Annotated in this window: 18 protein-coding genes; 9 read left to right on the forward strand and 9 right to left on the reverse strand. The window is 70.7% G+C overall.

Features of this window, described 5'->3' with window-relative positions:
- Window positions 1-13: 13 nt before the first annotated feature.
- From tilS to dacB, 3 genes are read right to left on the reverse strand one after another with little or no spacing between them, the layout of a single operon-like run.
- Window positions 14-1,027, reverse strand: coding sequence for a tRNA lysidine(34) synthetase TilS (tilS, locus tag FCG67_RS17025; RefSeq protein WP_136910892.1), 1,014 nt, complete (start codon window positions 1,025-1,027; stop codon window positions 14-16).
- Window positions 1,024-2,100, reverse strand: a complete 1,077-nt coding sequence (locus FCG67_RS17030) for a zinc-dependent metalloprotease (protein ID WP_425467854.1) — start codon at window positions 2,098-2,100, stop codon at window positions 1,024-1,026. The genes tilS and FCG67_RS17030 overlap by 4 nt, the downstream gene beginning before the upstream one ends.
- Window positions 2,085-3,503, reverse strand: coding sequence for a D-alanyl-D-alanine carboxypeptidase/D-alanyl-D-alanine endopeptidase (gene dacB, locus FCG67_RS17035; RefSeq protein WP_136910893.1), 1,419 nt, complete (start codon window positions 3,501-3,503; stop codon window positions 2,085-2,087). The genes FCG67_RS17030 and dacB overlap by 16 nt, the downstream gene beginning before the upstream one ends.
- A gap of 117 nt (window positions 3,504-3,620) precedes the next feature.
- On the opposite strand from dacB, the gene FCG67_RS17040 reads away from it, so the two are divergent.
- Both FCG67_RS17040 and lexA read left to right on the forward strand, forming a co-directional pair.
- On the forward strand, window positions 3,621-4,112 hold the full coding sequence (locus FCG67_RS17040) for an inorganic diphosphatase (RefSeq protein WP_031939457.1): 492 nt from the start codon (window positions 3,621-3,623) through the stop codon (window positions 4,110-4,112).
- A gap of 108 nt (window positions 4,113-4,220) precedes the next feature.
- Window positions 4,221-4,874: a transcriptional repressor LexA gene (gene lexA / locus FCG67_RS17045; protein WP_136910894.1), complete on the forward strand. Its 654-nt coding sequence runs from the start codon at window positions 4,221-4,223 to the stop codon at window positions 4,872-4,874.
- A 58-nt stretch (window positions 4,875-4,932) separates the two neighbouring features.
- Here lexA and FCG67_RS17050 read toward each other — a convergent pair whose 3' ends face one another.
- From FCG67_RS17050 to FCG67_RS17060, 3 genes are all read right to left on the reverse strand, one after another.
- Window positions 4,933-6,630, reverse strand: a complete 1,698-nt coding sequence (locus FCG67_RS17050) for an MDR family MFS transporter (RefSeq protein ID WP_136910895.1) — start codon at window positions 6,628-6,630, stop codon at window positions 4,933-4,935.
- Window positions 6,627-7,154, reverse strand: coding sequence for a MarR family winged helix-turn-helix transcriptional regulator (locus FCG67_RS17055; protein ID WP_246045119.1), 528 nt, complete (start codon window positions 7,152-7,154; stop codon window positions 6,627-6,629). The genes FCG67_RS17050 and FCG67_RS17055 overlap by 4 nt, the downstream gene beginning before the upstream one ends.
- 120 nt (window positions 7,155-7,274) lie before the next feature.
- On the reverse strand, window positions 7,275-8,102 hold the full coding sequence (locus FCG67_RS17060; protein ID WP_077043006.1) for a crotonase/enoyl-CoA hydratase family protein: 828 nt from the start codon (window positions 8,100-8,102) through the stop codon (window positions 7,275-7,277).
- 126 nt (window positions 8,103-8,228) lie between these two features.
- On the opposite strand from FCG67_RS17060, the gene uraD reads away from it, so the two are divergent.
- Window positions 8,229-8,750, forward strand: a complete 522-nt coding sequence (gene uraD / locus FCG67_RS17065; RefSeq protein ID WP_136910896.1) for a 2-oxo-4-hydroxy-4-carboxy-5-ureidoimidazoline decarboxylase — start codon at window positions 8,229-8,231, stop codon at window positions 8,748-8,750.
- Here the strand turns inward: uraD and FCG67_RS17070 are convergent.
- Entirely contained in the window at window positions 8,744-9,709 is a 966-nt protein-coding gene (locus FCG67_RS17070; protein WP_136910897.1) for a helix-turn-helix transcriptional regulator, read from the reverse strand. The genes uraD and FCG67_RS17070 overlap by 7 nt on opposite strands.
- A 124-nt stretch (window positions 9,710-9,833) precedes the next feature.
- On the opposite strand from FCG67_RS17070, the gene FCG67_RS17075 reads away from it, so the two are divergent.
- Window positions 9,834-11,270 carry an amidase gene (locus FCG67_RS17075; protein WP_136910898.1) on the forward strand — a complete coding sequence of 479 codons (1,437 nt, stop codon included), beginning with the start codon at window positions 9,834-9,836 and terminating at the stop codon, window positions 11,268-11,270.
- A 39-nt stretch (window positions 11,271-11,309) separates the two neighbouring features.
- Here the strand turns inward: FCG67_RS17075 and FCG67_RS17080 are convergent, their stop codons facing one another.
- Window positions 11,310-11,888 (reverse strand): TetR/AcrR family transcriptional regulator, encoded by a 579-nt coding sequence (locus FCG67_RS17080; RefSeq protein ID WP_077043932.1) that lies wholly within the window; start codon window positions 11,886-11,888, stop codon window positions 11,310-11,312.
- A gap of 131 nt (window positions 11,889-12,019) precedes the next feature.
- Between FCG67_RS17080 and FCG67_RS17085 the strand changes: the two genes are divergently transcribed.
- The 5 genes from FCG67_RS17085 (at window position 12,020) to FCG67_RS17100 (ending at window position 14,985) form a co-directional block, all read left to right on the forward strand.
- Complete coding sequence (locus FCG67_RS17085) at window positions 12,020-13,063, forward strand: ABC transporter permease (RefSeq protein ID WP_425467849.1); 1,044 nt, start codon at window positions 12,020-12,022, stop codon at window positions 13,061-13,063.
- 61 nt (window positions 13,064-13,124) lie between these two features.
- Window positions 13,125-13,598 (forward strand): YbaK/EbsC family protein, encoded by a 474-nt coding sequence (locus FCG67_RS17090; protein ID WP_077043934.1) that lies wholly within the window; start codon window positions 13,125-13,127, stop codon window positions 13,596-13,598.
- A 53-nt stretch (window positions 13,599-13,651) separates the two neighbouring features.
- Window positions 13,652-13,711 carry a putative leader peptide gene (locus tag FCG67_RS25695; protein WP_374102921.1) on the forward strand — a complete coding sequence of 20 codons (60 nt, stop codon included), beginning with the start codon at window positions 13,652-13,654 and terminating at the stop codon, window positions 13,709-13,711.
- Window positions 13,712-13,775: 64 nt separating this feature from the next.
- Entirely contained in the window at window positions 13,776-14,327 is a 552-nt protein-coding gene (dszD, locus tag FCG67_RS17095) for an NADH:FMN oxidoreductase DszD (protein ID WP_077043010.1), read from the forward strand.
- A 121-nt stretch (window positions 14,328-14,448) separates the two neighbouring features.
- On the forward strand, window positions 14,449-14,985 hold the full coding sequence (locus FCG67_RS17100) for a winged helix-turn-helix domain-containing protein (RefSeq protein WP_136910899.1): 537 nt from the start codon (window positions 14,449-14,451) through the stop codon (window positions 14,983-14,985).
- 66 nt (window positions 14,986-15,051) lie between these two features.
- Here FCG67_RS17100 and FCG67_RS17105 read toward each other — a convergent pair whose 3' ends face one another.
- Window positions 15,052-15,687: an LLM class oxidoreductase gene (locus tag FCG67_RS17105; RefSeq protein ID WP_136910900.1), complete on the reverse strand. Its 636-nt coding sequence runs from the start codon at window positions 15,685-15,687 to the stop codon at window positions 15,052-15,054.
- Window positions 15,688-15,709: the final 22 nt, after the last annotated feature.

Below are 15,709 nucleotides of genomic sequence, written 5' to 3' on the forward strand. Positions count from 1 at the left end.
CGGAACTGTTCATTCACCGGTCCGGGCCGATCGCTGTCAGCCCGAGCGTTAGCCTGCCATGCCGCCGCGACAGCACCAACCTGGCTCCCGGACGACCCCCGCCGATCGCGACGCCGCCCTGCCCGCGCCACCGCCCGATCAGGTCGTCCGCGGCCCGCAGCTGCCGGTCGGTCAGGTCCCTCGCGCCGTTCCCGAGCAGCCACAGACGCAGTGCCCTGCGCCGCACCGCCGGGTGGATGTCGACCAGCTCGGCCACGTCCAGCCCGCCAACCGCGTCCGCGGTGTCGACCCCGCCCGACCCGGCGTCGGCGAGCACCCGGACCGCGATCGCATCGAGCACCTCGCCGTCCTCGCGCAGCTGGTCGGCGGTGCGGGCCAGCGCCTGCGCCACGCCGCCGCCGAGGATCTGTTCGAGCAGCGGCAGCGCCTCCGAGCGCAACCGCACCCGAGTGAACTCGGGACTGAGGTTGTGCGGATCCCGGTACGGGTCGAGCTCGAGCTCCTCGCAGGCCTTGGCCGTGACGCCGCGGCGCACCGTGAGCAACGGCCGGCCCCAGGGCGCGTCGAAGTCGCGCATGCCGGCGAGCGAGCGCGGTCCCGAGCCACGGGCCAGCCCGAGCAGGACCGTCTCCGCCTGATCGTCGAGGGTGTGCCCGAGCAGCACCGGCCGGTCGGCCCGTGCTGCGCCGAGCGCCTCGTACCGGGTGCGACGGGCGGCGGCCTCCAGCCCGCCGTCGCGGTCGACGCTCACCGTCAGCACCCGTGCCGAGGCGCAGCCGAGTGCCAGGGCGCGGGCGGCGGCCTGCTCGGCCACCGCGGCCGAGCCCTCCTGCAGCCGGTGGTCGACCACGAGGGCGTGCGCAGGCCCGGCCTCGGCGACCGCGGCGGCGGTCAGCGCCAGCGAGTCGGCCCCACCGGACAGGGCCACCGCGACACCAGTGCCGGTGCCGTGCGCGGCGACCCAGCGCCGGACGGCGTGCCGCACCTCCAGCAACGCCGGTCCCTCGGGCAACGGCGGCCGGCTCATGCCAGGACCCGGGCGATCCAGCTCTCGGGGTCGTCGATCTCGGCGAGCAGCGGCAGGGTGTCGGGTCCGGTCCAGATCGCATTGAACTCGGCCATCCCGACCCGGCCGACGACGGCGTCGACGAAGGCCTTGCCCCGCACGTACTGGGCCATCTTGGCGTCCATCCCGAGCAGCGCGCGGACCAGCCGTTGCAGCGGGTTCACCTGCCGGGCGCGGCGGCGGTCGAACGCCCGCCGGATCGCCACCACCGACGGGACGACCGCGGGCCCGACGGCGTCCATCACGTGGTCCGCGTGCCCCTCCAGCAGCGTGCCGAGCATCAGCAACCGGTCAAGGGCCGCCCGCTGCGACTCCGTCTGGGTGGCGCGCAGCAGCCCGAGCACCCCGCGGTCCTCGGGCGCGGCATCGTCGCCCCTGCGCTGGCGGAGCACCGTGGTGAGCCGGCCGAGCAGCTCGGCGACGGACTCGTCGCCGCCCTCGCCGATCGCCCCGACGTTGTCCCGCATGTAACCGGCCAGCCAGGGCGAGGAGGAGAACTGGACCCGATGGGTGACCTCGTGCAGGCACACCCACATCCGGAAGTCGCTCGGCACCACCTTCAACGCCCGCTCGACGCCGACCACGTTGGGCGCCACCAGCAGCAGCGTGCCGTGCTCGCCGGTGAAGGGGTCGTACTGGCCGAGGATCGCCGAGGACAGGAACGCGAGCATCGCGCCCGCCTGCAACCCGGCGGGCACACCGCCGAGCAGGCCGCGGTCGGTGACGGCGTCGTCCCCGGTGAGGTTGGCCATCGATCGGGCCGCGGCGCGGATCCAGCCGGCCCGGTCCACCACCTGCGCCTCAGGGACGGGCAGCCCGTCGGCCAGGCCGGTGACGTCCCGGACCGGGCCCTCCGCGCGGATGGAGGCAGCGGACAGCTCCGCGACCGCCGCCTCCGCGGAGTACCTCGTGGTGCTCGGGCCGGGCTTGGTCAGCCGCACCCCGGTTCGGGAAGCCAGGTCCCAGTCGACGGCGCCGGCGAATCCGCCGGATCGTGGAGAGTTCGCCGCCTCGCGGCTCACAGGCACCCGCAGGATCGCAGGGTCGACGCGATCGCGTCGAGGGCGGGGCGACTGACCTCCGGCGGCCGGTCATTGGACATCAGCGCGAAGGTCAGCACCCGGTTGTCGACGTCGGTGACGTAGCCGACGAGCGCGCTCGCATTGGACAGCGTCCCGGTCTTGGCCCTGACCCATCCGGCGCCGCGACGATCGCCCGAGGCGTAGCGGTCGGACAGCGTCCCGGTGGCCCCGGCCACCGGCAGGTAGTCCAGCATCGGCCGCAGCCGCTGGTCGGCGTCGCCCGCGGCGTCGGTGAGCGCCTGGTCCAGCAGCCGCGCCGGGATGCGGTTGTCCACGGAGAGCCCGCTGGCGTCGTGCAGCGTCATCCCGTTGGTGTCGATGCCCGCGGAGTCGAGGGTCTGGCCGATAGCGGTGACCGCGCCCGCGAACGAGGGTTCGGTCCCGACCGCGATGGCGATCTCCCGGCCGATGGCCTCGGCGAGCACGTTGTCCGAGTGGCCCATCATCTGGCCGAGTCGGTCACGCAGGGCGGCGGATTCGACGGAAGCCAGCGGCGCCGCGCCCGGCGGCGCGATCCCGGGGGTGACCTTGGCGGGGTCGACGCCGAGTGCGGCGGCCAGCGCGCGGCCCGTGTCCAGGGACGCGGTCGCGGTGCGGGGCGACTCGTCCTCGATCGGGTTGAGCCGCCCACCGTCGAGCATCAGCGACTCGATGGGCGCGATGTAGCCGGCTCCGATGTCCGCGGGGAACCAGCCCTGCGCCATGGTCGGCCCGGCAAACGCGCTGGTGTCCACCACGATGCTGTCCACCGGTGCCCCAGCGCCCCGGATCTGGGCGGCCAGATCCTCCACGCGCGGCGCGCCAGGGTAGAAGCCGGGCTGGCCGGCCGGCTGTGCGGTGAGGGTGGGATCGCCGCCGCCGATCAACACGATCTGGCCGGGCACGGCGCCCTGCACCACCCTGGTGGCCACCCGATGCTCCGGGGGCAGTGCGAGCAACGCCGCCGTTGCGGTGGCGATCTTGGTCGTCGACGCCGGGGTCATCGGGACCTCGGGACGTTGGCTCCAGAGCACGGTGCCGGTCGCCGCGTCGGACACGGCGCCGGTGAAGTTGCCGAGACCTGGGTCGGCCAACGCGGCACCGAGAGCGGCGGCGAGGGCGGCGGGATTCGGCACCGGGGCGTCCGCCGGCACCGGCGCGACCTTGGGGTCGGGCAGGATCGGCGGCGGCTCCGGCATGGTGGTGGTCGCCGCGTCGGCTGATGAGTCGCCGTCGAATCGCTGGCCGGCGAACACCGCCGCGCCCGCGCCGACGACGAGGACCAGCCCCGTGGACAGGAGGAGCCGGACCCGCTTGCGCCGTCGCGCCGCCAAGGACCCCAGCTTCCGGTCCTTGGATCCGAGCTTTGCCAACACCCCTCCGTTTGTTTTTCGGCCCGTCGCTGCGCCGCAGGTCCGTCTATTACCTCCACATTATCCCGGACCGGCTACCCTGACCCCGCACCATCCACCGAGACAAAGCGAGGAAGAGGCGTGGAGTTCGACGTCACCATCGAGATCCCCAAGGGTCAGCGCAACAAGTACGAGGTCGATCACGAGACCGGCCGCGTCAAGCTGGACCGCTACCTCTACACCTCCTTCGGCTACCCCGCCGACTACGGCTACATCGAGAACACCCTCGGTGAGGACGGCGACCCGCTCGACGCGATGGTGCTGCTGCCCGAGTCGGTCTTCCCCGGCGTGATCGTCGAGGCCCGCCCCGTCGGCATGTTCAAGATGGTCGACGAGGCCGGCGGCGACGACAAGGTGCTGTGCGTGCCCGCGGGCGACCCTCGCTGGGACCACATCCAGGACCTCGCCGACGTCTCGCAGTTCGAGCTGGACGCGATCAAGCACTTCTTCGTGCACTACAAGGATCTCGAGCCGAACAAGCACGTCACCGGCGCCGACTGGGTCGGCCGCGCGGAGGCCGAGAAGGTCATCACCGAGGCGGTCGAGCGCCTGAAGGCCAACGGCGGCCACTGAGCTGAGGCTCCTCTGGACCACTGAATCACCGAAAGTGTGGGATCCCGCCCGGTTTCCGGGCGGGATCCCACACTTTTCTCGTCGTAGGCCTTCACTAGGATTCCCGAGGTGAACGGATACGACGATCTCGACCACCTCGACACCTCGACGCTGCCGCCCCGCCAGCAGCGGATTCTTGCTGTCATCCGAGACTTCGTGGTCGAGAAGGGGTATTCGCCGAGCACCCGGCAGATCGGGGACGCGGTGGGCCTGCGGTCCCCGTCAACGGTGTCGAAGCATCTGAAGAGCCTGGAGGAGAACGGCTTTCTGCGGCGCGGCGACTCGGTGTCGCGGCCGATCGACGTGCGCCTGTTCCTCCGGGGATCGGCGACGCGGGAATCGGCGAAGGACTCGGTGCAGGTGCCCGTGGTCGGCGACATCGCGGCAGGCACCCCGATCCTCGCCGAGCAGCACGCCGACGACATGCTGACCGTGCCGCGCGAACTGGTCGGATCCGGCACGGTGTTCGGCCTGCGCGTGCGCGGCGATTCGATGGTCGATGCCGCGATCCTCGACGGTGACATCGTGATGGTTCGGCAACAGCACGAGGCACATTCGGGCCAGATCGTCGCCGCGATGATCGACGGCGAGGCCACCGTCAAGGTGTACCGGCGCCGGAACGGGCACACCTACCTCGAACCGCGTAACCCTGCCTACCAGGTCCTCGACGGCGACGAGGCCGTGGTGCTGGGCAAGGTCGTCTCGGTCATGCGCCGAGTCTGAACGACGCCGTGAGTGGTCTCGCCCGGTAGCCGGGCGAGACCACTCATGCACGCGCGGCCTATTCCTCGCCGTCGCCGTTTTCCTTGCGTGCGGCCGCCGAGGCCGCCAGTCCCCCTGCCGTGCGCAGCGGGACCTCCTTCCAGAAGAAGACCAGCACCAGTCCGACCAGCGCGACACCGGTCACCGACAGGAACACCGTCGACATCGACTCGGAGAACCCGACCTTGAACGGCTGGGCCAGCGCCGGGCTGAGCTGCTGGATGATCGAACTGTCCTCGAGGACCCGACCGGCCGAGGTGACGTCCTGGCTCGCCAGCCCGGTCGACAGCGCGACATCGGCCGGGTTCGCGCTGTGCAGGCCGTCCACGACAGCCTGCTGGAAGGCGGGATCCTTTGCGGCCGAGCGCAGCTCGTCGCTGATATTCGGGGTCAGCTGGGTGAACAGGATGGACAGGAACACCGCGACGCCGAGGGTGCCACCGATCTGGCGGAAGAAGGTCGCGGCCGCCGTGGACACCCCCATGTCCTGCGGGGGCAGCGCGTTCTGGATCGCCAACGTCAACGGCTGCATCAGGTTGCCCAGACCGAAGCCGGTGATCGCCATGAAGACCATGACCAGCGGCAGCGGCGAATCCGCGTGCACGAAGTGCAGCAGGAACATGCCGAGCGTGAGCAGCGAGGCGCCGATCAGCGGGTAGGCCCGGTAGTGCCCCGTCTTGGAGATCCGCTGACCCGAGATGATCGAGCCCGCCATGAGTCCGAGCACCATCGGCAGCATCTGCATGCCCGCCAATGTGGGGCTCGACCCGCGAACCACCTGCAGGTACTGCGGCAGCAACGTGATGCCACCGAACATCGCGGCCCCGACGACGATCGAGATGACCACGCCCATCGCGAAGGTGGAGTTGTGGAACATCCGCAGCGGGATCAGTGCGGCGTCGCGCATCCCCCGTTCCACGAAGATGAACCCGAGCACGCCGAGCACACCGATGACATAGCAGGCGATCGAAAGGGTACTGCTCCAGCCCCATTCGCGTCCCTGCTCGGCGACCACCAGCAGCGGGACGATGCCGATCGCGAGGACGAGCGCACCCCACCAGTCGATCCGAACCCCGGGACGGCGGACCTTCGGCAGGTGCAGCACCTTCGAGACCACTGCCAGCGCGAACACGCCGATCGGGACGTTGACCAGGAAAACCCAACGCCAGCCGTCGATTCCGAGGATGGTCTCCTGGCCGGCCAGCAGGCCACCGAGCACCGGCCCCAGCACGCTGGACGTGCCGAAGACGGCGAGGAAGTAGCCCTGGTACTTGGCGCGTTCGCGCGGACCGACGATGTCGCCGAGGATGGCGAGAGCCAGCGACATCAGCCCGCCCGCGCCGAGGCCCTGGAAGGCGCGGAACGCGGCCAGCGCGTACATCGACTGGGCGAGGGTGCACAGCAGCGAGCCGAGCACGAAGATGACGATCGCGGCCATGAAAAACGGCTTGCGGCCGTACATGTCGGACAACTTGCCGTACAGCGGGGTGGAGAGCGTGGCGGTGATCAGGTACGCCGTGGTCACCCAGGCCTGCAGCGCGTAACCCTGCAGGTCGTCTGCGATCGTCCGGATCGCCGTCGAGACGATGGTCTGGTCGAGCGAGGCCAGGAACATGCCCAGCATCAGGCCGCTCAGGATGACCAGGATCTCGCGGTGGCTGAACTCTCCGGCCGCGGGTGCGGGGGCGGGGGCGGTGCGTTCGGGTGATTTGGTCATCGGACACCCCGCTCCGAGCCGCTGTCGCTCGGCAGGCTCCGCTCTGGTGAAAACAGCGGGCGCATCCGCTCGTAGTCCGTCACGAACCGGTCCATCAGGCGCGCGAACTCCTGCAGGTCCTCGATGGACCACTCGCCGAGCATCATCCCGAGCCGCTCGTTGCGCAGGGCGCGGATCCGGCCGGCTGCGGCCCGTCCGGACTCGGTGACGGCGAGCACGCTGGCCCGGCCGTCGGTCGGGTCGGCCTGACGCTGCACGTGCCCGCGTTCGACGAGCTGCGCCACCTGGCGACTGACGGTCGACGGGTCGGTGTACATCGATTCCGCGAGCGCACCCGACCGCATCGGGCCGTCCTGGAGCAGGCGGAACAGGCAGCCATAGGCCGCCGGGTCGATCCCGTCGGTGGACTTCGCGTGGGCGATGGTCCGCTCCCGTACCCGCTGCAGCCGAACCAGGAAATTGCCGATCTCGTCGGCGTATGGCTCGATCTCGTCTCGCATCCCGCGCCCCAATGCTTGCGTCACTCAACTAGTTTCCGGCCGCAAGTATGTGACGGGGGCACGCCGTTGAGCAAGCGGCAAAATGACGAGAACCCCCGTCCGGTTCGGCCGGACGAGGGTCCCCGCCATAGGAGGGAAGGGAGGTCAGCGACCCTGGAAGTCCGGGGTGCGCTTCTGGAACACCGCGGCCATGGCCTCGCCGATGTCCTCGGAGGCGAGGAATGCCGCATTCCAGGCCGCCACGTACCGCAGGCTGTCGTCCACGCCGGCCGAGCGGCGGTGATCGAGCACGTCCTTGATGCCGTGCACCACCAGCGGCGGGTTCGCGGCGATCTCGGCGGCGGTGGCGTGTGCGGCCGCCAGGACGGCGTCGGCATCGGCGAACACGTCGTTGACCAGGCCGATCTTCTCAGCCCGCGCCGCGTCGATGTCCTTGCCGGTGAGCGCGAGTTCGCGCAGGTGGCCGTCGCCGATGATCGCGGGCAGCCGGGCGAGGGTGCCCATGTCCGCGACGATCGCGACCTTCACCTCGCGAATGCTGAACTTCGCGTCCGCACTCGCGTATCGGATGTCGGCCGCGGTGACGAGATCGACGGCACCACCGATGCACCAGCCCTGGATGGCCGCGACGACCGGCTTGCGGCAGTCGGCCACGGCGTTGATCGAGCGCTGCATCTGCTTGATGTCCTCGTGGAAGGCGGTCCGCGGTGCGGCCTGCGCCTTGTCGCCGAGGACCGGCGCCATCATCGGGGCCATCGCCGCGAGGTCGAGGCCGAAGGAGAAGTGCTTGCCCGCTCCGGCGAGGACCACCGCCCGCACCTCGGGGTCGGCGTCCAGCTCGGCGAAGATCAGCGGCAGCTCGCGCCAGAAGTCGGGACCCTGCGCGTTGCCCTTGCCGGGCCCGATGAGGGTCACCTGTGCGACGCGGTCCTTGCGCTCGACGGTGAAGGCATTCCAGGTCTGCTCGGTCATTACTCAAGAGTAACAATCCCCGGCGGCGCACGTTAAGGCTGCGCAAACTCCACCCGCGGGGTCTTTTCCCGGGTCAGACTGAAGCGCAGAATCGGCTTTCAGGAGCCGGGCGAGATCGGAGATGCCATGTTGATGCATCAGGGGATCGGGCTCGACAGGTTCAATGCGCTGTCCGAGCGGGGCGCGGTCCACGCGCTGTTCGAGTGCTGCTGCTCGGCTACCTGGGCCCGGCATGTCGCGGCGGGCAGACCGTACAAATCGCACCTCGAGCTGCTCACCGCGGCGGACTCCGAGCTGTTCGAGCTGTCCGAGGCGGACATCGACCGGGCGCTGGAGTGTCACCCCGGGATCGGTCGCCGGGCCCAGACCACGGCCTCGAGCCAGGAGCAGTGCGCGGTCTGGGCGCCCGACGAGGCCACCATGTCCGCGGTGCTGGAGGCCACCACCCACTACGAGGAGAAGTTCGGGCACGTCTACCTCTGGTGCGCGGCCGGTCGCGATGCCACCGACCTGCTCGACGACCTCACCCATCGGCTGGGCAACTCCCCCGACACCGAACTCAAGACCATGCTGGGCGAGCTCGCGAAGATCAACCGGAGCCGGATCGAGCGGATGCTCGGCCCGGAGGGCGGCTACCTCGACTACTGACGCGCGGGCACCGCGCTCAGCCCGACCCTCGTCGCGAACACGGCCGCCGCCGTCCGATTCGGCGAGCCGGTCTTTCGCAGGATGTTCTCGACGTGGGTCGCCACGGTGGCGGCGCCGACGCCGAGGGCGGCGGCGATCTGGGTATTCGATCGCCCGCCCGAGACGAGTACCAACACCTCCAGCTCGCGCAGGGTCAACTCGGCGGGGGCCTCGACGCCGCGGTACCGGACCAGGGTGCCCGCCCGGACCGACTCAAGGCGCACCCGGTACACCTCCCCGTCGACGATCAGGATCCGGAACTCCGCGCCGGCCGCGCACTGATCCCGCCACGGTTCCCCCGCGCCGAGCAGACGCGGCGAGGCGCCCGTGGTGACCGGCCACGGCCGACCTGCCGCGTCCACCACGAAGGCCTCCTCGCCGGGCTCGACGCGTACCCGCCCGCCCTCTGCGCTTGCCAGCGGATCGATCGACTCCGCCAGCGTCTCCGCGAGCAGGGAGACCAGCGCGAGCGACTGGTCGTCCACGCCCCCCTCCGCGTAGGTGCTCAGGTTCAGCATCCCCACGTACCGACCGTCCGGGGAGAACAGGCAATGACTGAGCCCGTCCCGGTAGCCGTGCACCCCGATGACATCGTCGAAGATCGCCCCATGCCTGCGGCCGGGCTCGATGTCGTGCAGCCGCAGCGGGATCCGGTGCTGCTGCAGATCGGCGAACAGGGGCAGATCCTGCATCCGCTCGTTCAGTGTCCGGGCCGCCTCCGGCGAATAGCCGAAGCTGGCCGAGGTCAGGTGCTGCCCCCGCATCGGGTCCCAACGGGAGAGTGCCGCGTGATCGTGCGGGACCGCGGCGCGCAATGCGAACAGCAGCCGGCCCGCCTCCGAAGCCCGCGCGCCCGCGCCGACCTCCGCGCGTAGACGCACGGCGGCCCCCAGACGCTCACGCGCGGACGACGCACTCATGGCAGGAGTATGCCCCGCCCCTGGCCGTGCCCGCCGCGATTCACGCCTCCGCAAAACGACGGAGGCCGAGAGCACCGGCCCGCCCTACCGTCCGCGGAACCCGCACCACAACGAGGAGGACCGGATGGACATCGGCGAATACGCGGCACAGGACGCGACGGGCCTGGCGGCCCTGATCCGCGACCGGCAGGTCAGCGCGGCAGAGGTCGCGGCGGCCGCAGGACAGGCGCTCGACAAGATCGATCCGCAGTTGTCCGCGATCGCGGGAGAGCGGTACGAGGCCCCGCTCGGCTGCGACGAGACGGGGGTCTTCGCGGGAGTTCCGTTCGCGATCAAGGACCTCATCGTGCACGCGGCGGGCGTCCCGACCCGCAGCGGCAGCAGATTGTTCGGCCCGGGTGCCGTCTATCCGTACGACACCCACCTGATGGCACGCTTCCGCCGGGCAGGCCTGGCCACGATGGCGACGACCACCTCGCCCGAGTTCGGTTTCAACGCCACCACGGAGGCGCTGGCCTACGGTGGCCCGACCCGCAATCCGTGGGATCTCACCCGCAGCGCGGGCGGCTCCAGCGGAGGTTCGGCCGCGCTGGTCGCCGCGGGGGCGCTGCCGATGGCGCACGCCAACGACGGCGGCGGGTCGATCCGGATCCCGGCAGCGGCCTGCGGGGCCGTCGGCCTCAAACCGAGCCGGGGCCGGATCACCGCGGGGCCGGACTTCGCCGATCCACTCATGGGCCTCGGCGTCGAGTTCGCGATCACCCGGAGTGTGCGCGACTGCGCAGCGCTGTTCGACGCCGTGCACGGCTCCGAGCCGGGCGACCGCTACCTCTTCCCCGCACCGGAGCGGCCCTTCGCCGAGCTGGCGCGAACCGGATCTCGGCGGCTCCGGATCGCTTTCACCACGACACCCGCCGACCCGGACCGCGAGGTGGACGCGGAGAGCGCGGCCGCGGTCCAGGTCGTCGCGCAGCAGTTGTCGGAGCTGGGCCACGAGGTGCACGAGGCGGCGCCGTCGATCGACTCCGCGGCGTTCGACCGCGCAAACCTCGACGCCTGGTGCAGTTTCCTCGGCGATGCCGTGACGGGAGCCGCGGCCCAGTTGGGCCTGACCCCCGGACGGGAACACCTCGAGGCGACCACCCTCGCATGCGTGGAGTACGGAAAGACGCTGTCCGCCTTCGACATCTACGCCGCCGAGCGGGTGTTCAACACCGTGACGCGAGAGGTCGCACAGTTCCTCACCGGGTTCGATGTTCTGCTGACACCCACGACGAGCCGACCGACCATCCCGCTCGGCCGCCTCGACGCCGACGACCCCGAACTCGACGCACGCGGCTGGTACGACCGGATTTTCGAGTACGCCTCATTCACGGCGCTGTTCAACGCGACCGGGCACCCCGCCATCTCGCTCCCGCTCGCCCAGTCGACGCAGGGCTGGCCGATCGGCATGCAGTTCGTCGGCCGGTACGGCGACGAGGGGACGTTGCTGGCGCTTGCGGGCGACCTCGAGCGAGCGATGCCCTGGGCCGACCGGCGCCCGCCGGTATCGGTGTACTGACCGCCGCGCCGCGGTTGAGTGACCCCGTGAGGGGCCCGCTCAACCGCGGGTGGCGCTCGCGATCGCCCCGGCGAACAGCGCGGACACGGCCGTCTGAACGGCGCGCCGGTCGACCTGCTCGGGGTCCACCGCGTGCTCGAGCATCAGCCCGGAGATCAGCGCCATCAGCGTGATCGCGGTGTTGCGGGCGTCGAGGCGCCGCCCGACCCCCCAATCCGATGCCCGCTCGGCGATGAGTTCCTCGAGCTGGCCGCGCAGGTGCCGCCGCTCGCGCAGGTAGGCCTGCGCGATCTTCGGGTCCCTTGCGGCCTGCAGGCCGAACTCGAGCACGAGCAGCGCCCAGCCCGGGTCGGAGACCAGCCAGGAGCTGATCGTCTCGCCGCCGCGCCCCGCGGCGGCGGTGGGACTGAGCCCCGCGATCTCGGCGAGCACCCGGCCGGCCAGCTCGAGGGACCGCTGCGCGAACAGCTCCGCGAACAGGTCCTGCTTGGACTCGAAGTTCGAGTACACAGCGCCCTTGGTGAACCCAGCCCTGCGGGCGATGTCCGCCAGCGTGGCCGCGGCGAAGCCGTTCTCGACGAACTCCTCGGCGGCCGCGTCGATCAGCCGTTGGCGCACCACGTCGCGTCCTGGCCGGGCGAGCGGGCCCGGCGGTGACGCAGCTCTCCCTTGACCTAGCTCATTCACGATACCTACGGTATTCAATACCGAGAGTATCGGCAAGGATGCGCCGCGAGAGCAAGGAAGCCATGACGACCACCACCACCGAACCGCACCGGTCCACCAGCCCGACCGACCGCTACAGCCCGCGGCAGATCATGGTCGCGGTGGTCCTGGGCGTGCTGCTGCTGCAGCTCGGCTTCATCACCAGCTACGTGGCGGCGTTCCACCAGCCGACCCCGCGCGACATCCCGATCGCGGTGGTCACCGAGTCCGGACTGCCCGACGGCATCGGCCAGCAGGTCACCGACGAGCTCAACGGCATCGACGGCCACCCGGTCGAGGCGCGCACGGCGGCGAACACCTACGAGGCGCGCTCGATGATCCGGGACCGCGAGATCATGGGCGCCTACGTCATCAGCCCCACCGGTACCGACACCCTCATCACCGCCAACGCCGCGGGCAGCTCGGCCGCGACCGCGCTCGAGGGCATCTTCACCAAGGTCGACACCGTCAAGCACCGCACGTTCGTCGTCCGCGACGAGGTGCCGGTGGCGGTGCACGACAACCGTGGCCTGTCCGGCTTCTACCTCTCGCTCGGCTGGGTGGTCGGCGGCTACCTGCTCGCCGCCGCCATCGGACTACTCATCGGCGCACCGCGCACCCTGCGGGAGGCGGGCAAACACATCGCGATCATGGCCGGATACGCCGCGGTCTCGGGGTTCCTCGGCGCGCTCATCACCACGCACCTGCTCGGCACCTTCACCGGCCACCTGCTGCCGCTCTCGCTGCTGGGCGCGGGCGTGGTCTTCGCGACGGGGATCTTCACCATGGGGCTGCGGGCGGCCGTCGGAATCCTGGCGGTGCCGCTGGCGATCCTGATCTTCGTCGTGCTCGGGAACCCGAGCGCAGGAGGCGCTTTCGGTTCCAACGTGCTGCCGGGCTTCTACGCCGCCATCGGGCGCTGGATCACCCCAGGGGCAGGCACCGAGGGCGTGCGTTCGATCGTCTACTTCCAGGGCACCGGAGTCGGCCAGCCGATCGTCACGCTCGCCATCTACACCGTGGTGGGGGTCGCGCTCATGCTCGGCTTCGCCGCCAGGAACACCAGGCGCGCACCCGTGACGGCGTGAGCGCTGCGACACGTCGGCCCGGATGCCGTGCGCGGCCGCCGTGCCGGTCCTACTGTGGGGCATGGCCAGGCTCCTGCACCCGAACGCCGCCCACGTCGCGCGCGTCCTGATCTCCCGTGGCCATCACGGCGTGGTGGTCACCCAGGACGAGTCGACCCACACCGCGGAGGCAGCCGCCGCCGCGCTGGGGGTCGACGTCGGCGCGATCACGAAATCACTGGTGTTCCTGCTCGACGACGACCCGATCTTGCTGCTGGTCTCCGGCGCCCACAGGGTCGACATCGAGCACACCGGCAAACGACTCGAGGGCACCCTGACCCGGGCACCCGCCGACACCGTCCGAGAGGTGACGGGCCAGCCGATCGGCGGCGTCGCCCCGGTGGGGCACCCGACGAATCTGCCCACGTACGTGGACGCGGCGCTCGCGCAGTACCCCGAACTGTGGGCGGCGGCCGGCCATCCCGCGACCGTGTTCCGCACCACCTTCTCCGAACTGCTCCGCATCACGGCAGGGCTGGCCATCGACGTCGACTGACCCGGGTCTTATAGTGGGCGAAACAGATCCCTGGAGGCGAAGTGACTGACGGAGTGTGGAGCCGACGACACGTCGACCTGTGCCGCACCTCCGCGAGCCGGTGTCCGCGCTGATCCGACTCGTCGGCACGCACTCGTAGTGCGTGCTTCTCACGCAGCCGAAGATCCGGAGAATCCGTTGTCACAGCCACTCGAGAACCTGCCCAACGCGGCCACCCCCGAGGACCCGATCGGCATCACCGCCGACCAGTACCGGGCGGCGATGCGCCGCTACCCGGCGGGCGTCACCATCGTCACGCTCGACGCCGGGGCGGGCCCGGTCGGCTTCACCGCCACCTCCTTCGCGTCGATCTCGCTGGACCCGCCGCTGGTCTCGTTCAACATCGCGCACAACTCCTCGAGCATCAAGGCGCTGCACGCAGCGGACTCGCTGGTGATCCACCTGCTCGGCGAACACCAGCAGCACCTCGCCCAGCGCTTCTCGCGCAGCGCCGACCAGCGCTTCGCGGACGAATCGCTGTGGAAGCGCCTCGAGACCGGCGAGCCGGTGCTGCACGGCACACCGATCTGGTTGCGCACCACCGTCCACCAGCTCATCCCGATCGGCGACCACACGCTGGTGATCGGGCTGGTCACGCGCGTGCACGACGAGGATGACGCGGAGGCAGCAGCCGCTCCCCTGCTGTACCACGACGGCCGGTACTTCCGCCCGACCCCGCTCGGCGAATGATCCCGGCGGCGAACATCACCATGCCCACCTCCGCCATCCACTCCCCCGTTCGAAGTGAGTGTCGCAGCTGTCGTTGACCACGACCGTCGCACACCAACACAATCGAAACTGGGAGTTACCCATGGTTGATTCCGCACTGGGACAGCGGGATTCGAATCCCGACCTGATCCTCACCCTGCAGTTCAGCAACACCGGATCCACCGACCGGCAGCAGCTGGTCGCCCTCGCGAACGCCCTCCGCGCGACCGCGCAGGAGCTCCTCCCCGGCGTCAGCACCCGGGCCCGGATGGACACCGCGCCTGCGCCTGCCGCCGCACCCCCGAAGCCGACGGCCACCGACGCTCCGCTGGTCATCGACCTCCCCGCCCGGCAGGTGTTCACCCGCGGGGAGCCGATCTCGTTGAGCCACACCGAGTTCGAGATCCTCTCCCACCTGGCCCGGCGGCCGCGGGTGGTGGTCTCCAGGCGTCGACTGCTCGAGCTGAGCGGCACCCTCGGCGAGCGGGAACGGGCGGGGCGCAGCGTGGACGTCCACGTCTCCCGGGTCCGGATGAAGCTCGGGCGTTACGGCTGGCTGGTGTCCACCGTCCGCGGCACGGGCTACCGCTTCGATCCCGATCCCCGGGTCCGCATCATCACCGAGACCGTGGCGGCCTGACCGACCACAACGGCGGGAGCCATCGACCGGTGCGACCGGTCGATGGCTCCCGCCGTCGGATACCAGCTATGACGCGAGAATGCTTCTGCCGGAGGTCAACCCGAACTGCCCGAGCACCTCGCCGAGCGCCGCCGATGGGCGGGTGAGGCCGCGCTCGTGCAGCAGTGGCAGCACGTCGTCCACCACGCGGTCGAGCACGCGGGGCAGGACCAGCGGCAGCAGGGTCACCCCGTCGGCGACCCCCGCCGCGCGGATGTCGGCGATGAGCCCGGCCAGACCCGATGCCGTCCCGACGTAGGAGATCGAATCGGGTACCCGGACACCCCGTAGCCCACCGTCGATCAGGGCCAGTTCCCTTCGCGCGGAACGTGAATCATCGCCGAGGAGTACCTCGACATCGAGCAGCACGGTGACCGAGTCCGGGTCCCGGCCATCAGCCGCGGCCTCCGCCCGGATCCGGTCACGCTGCTGCTGCGCCCCGCGGAGGTCGTGTGCTCGGATGCGGACGACGGTGCCGGGAACCGCGGCCAGGTCGAGCTGCGAGTCGGGGTCCGCGGGTGCGGTCAGATCCACCCAGTAGTCGGTGAGCCCGAGCGGGATCCGGAAGTCGGTGTGCGCCGCGGACGCCGGGTGGTGACCGGCGCCGGACAATTCGACCGCGACGTGCAGCGGCCGGGTACGGAAAGACGAATCGGTGGACATGGGTCTCCTCGGGAGATGCGTG

It is taken from the genome of Rhodococcus oryzae (genome assembly GCF_005049235.1).
In the GTDB taxonomy this organism is placed as follows: Bacteria; Actinomycetota; Actinomycetes; order Mycobacteriales; family Mycobacteriaceae; genus Rhodococcus_G; species Rhodococcus_G oryzae.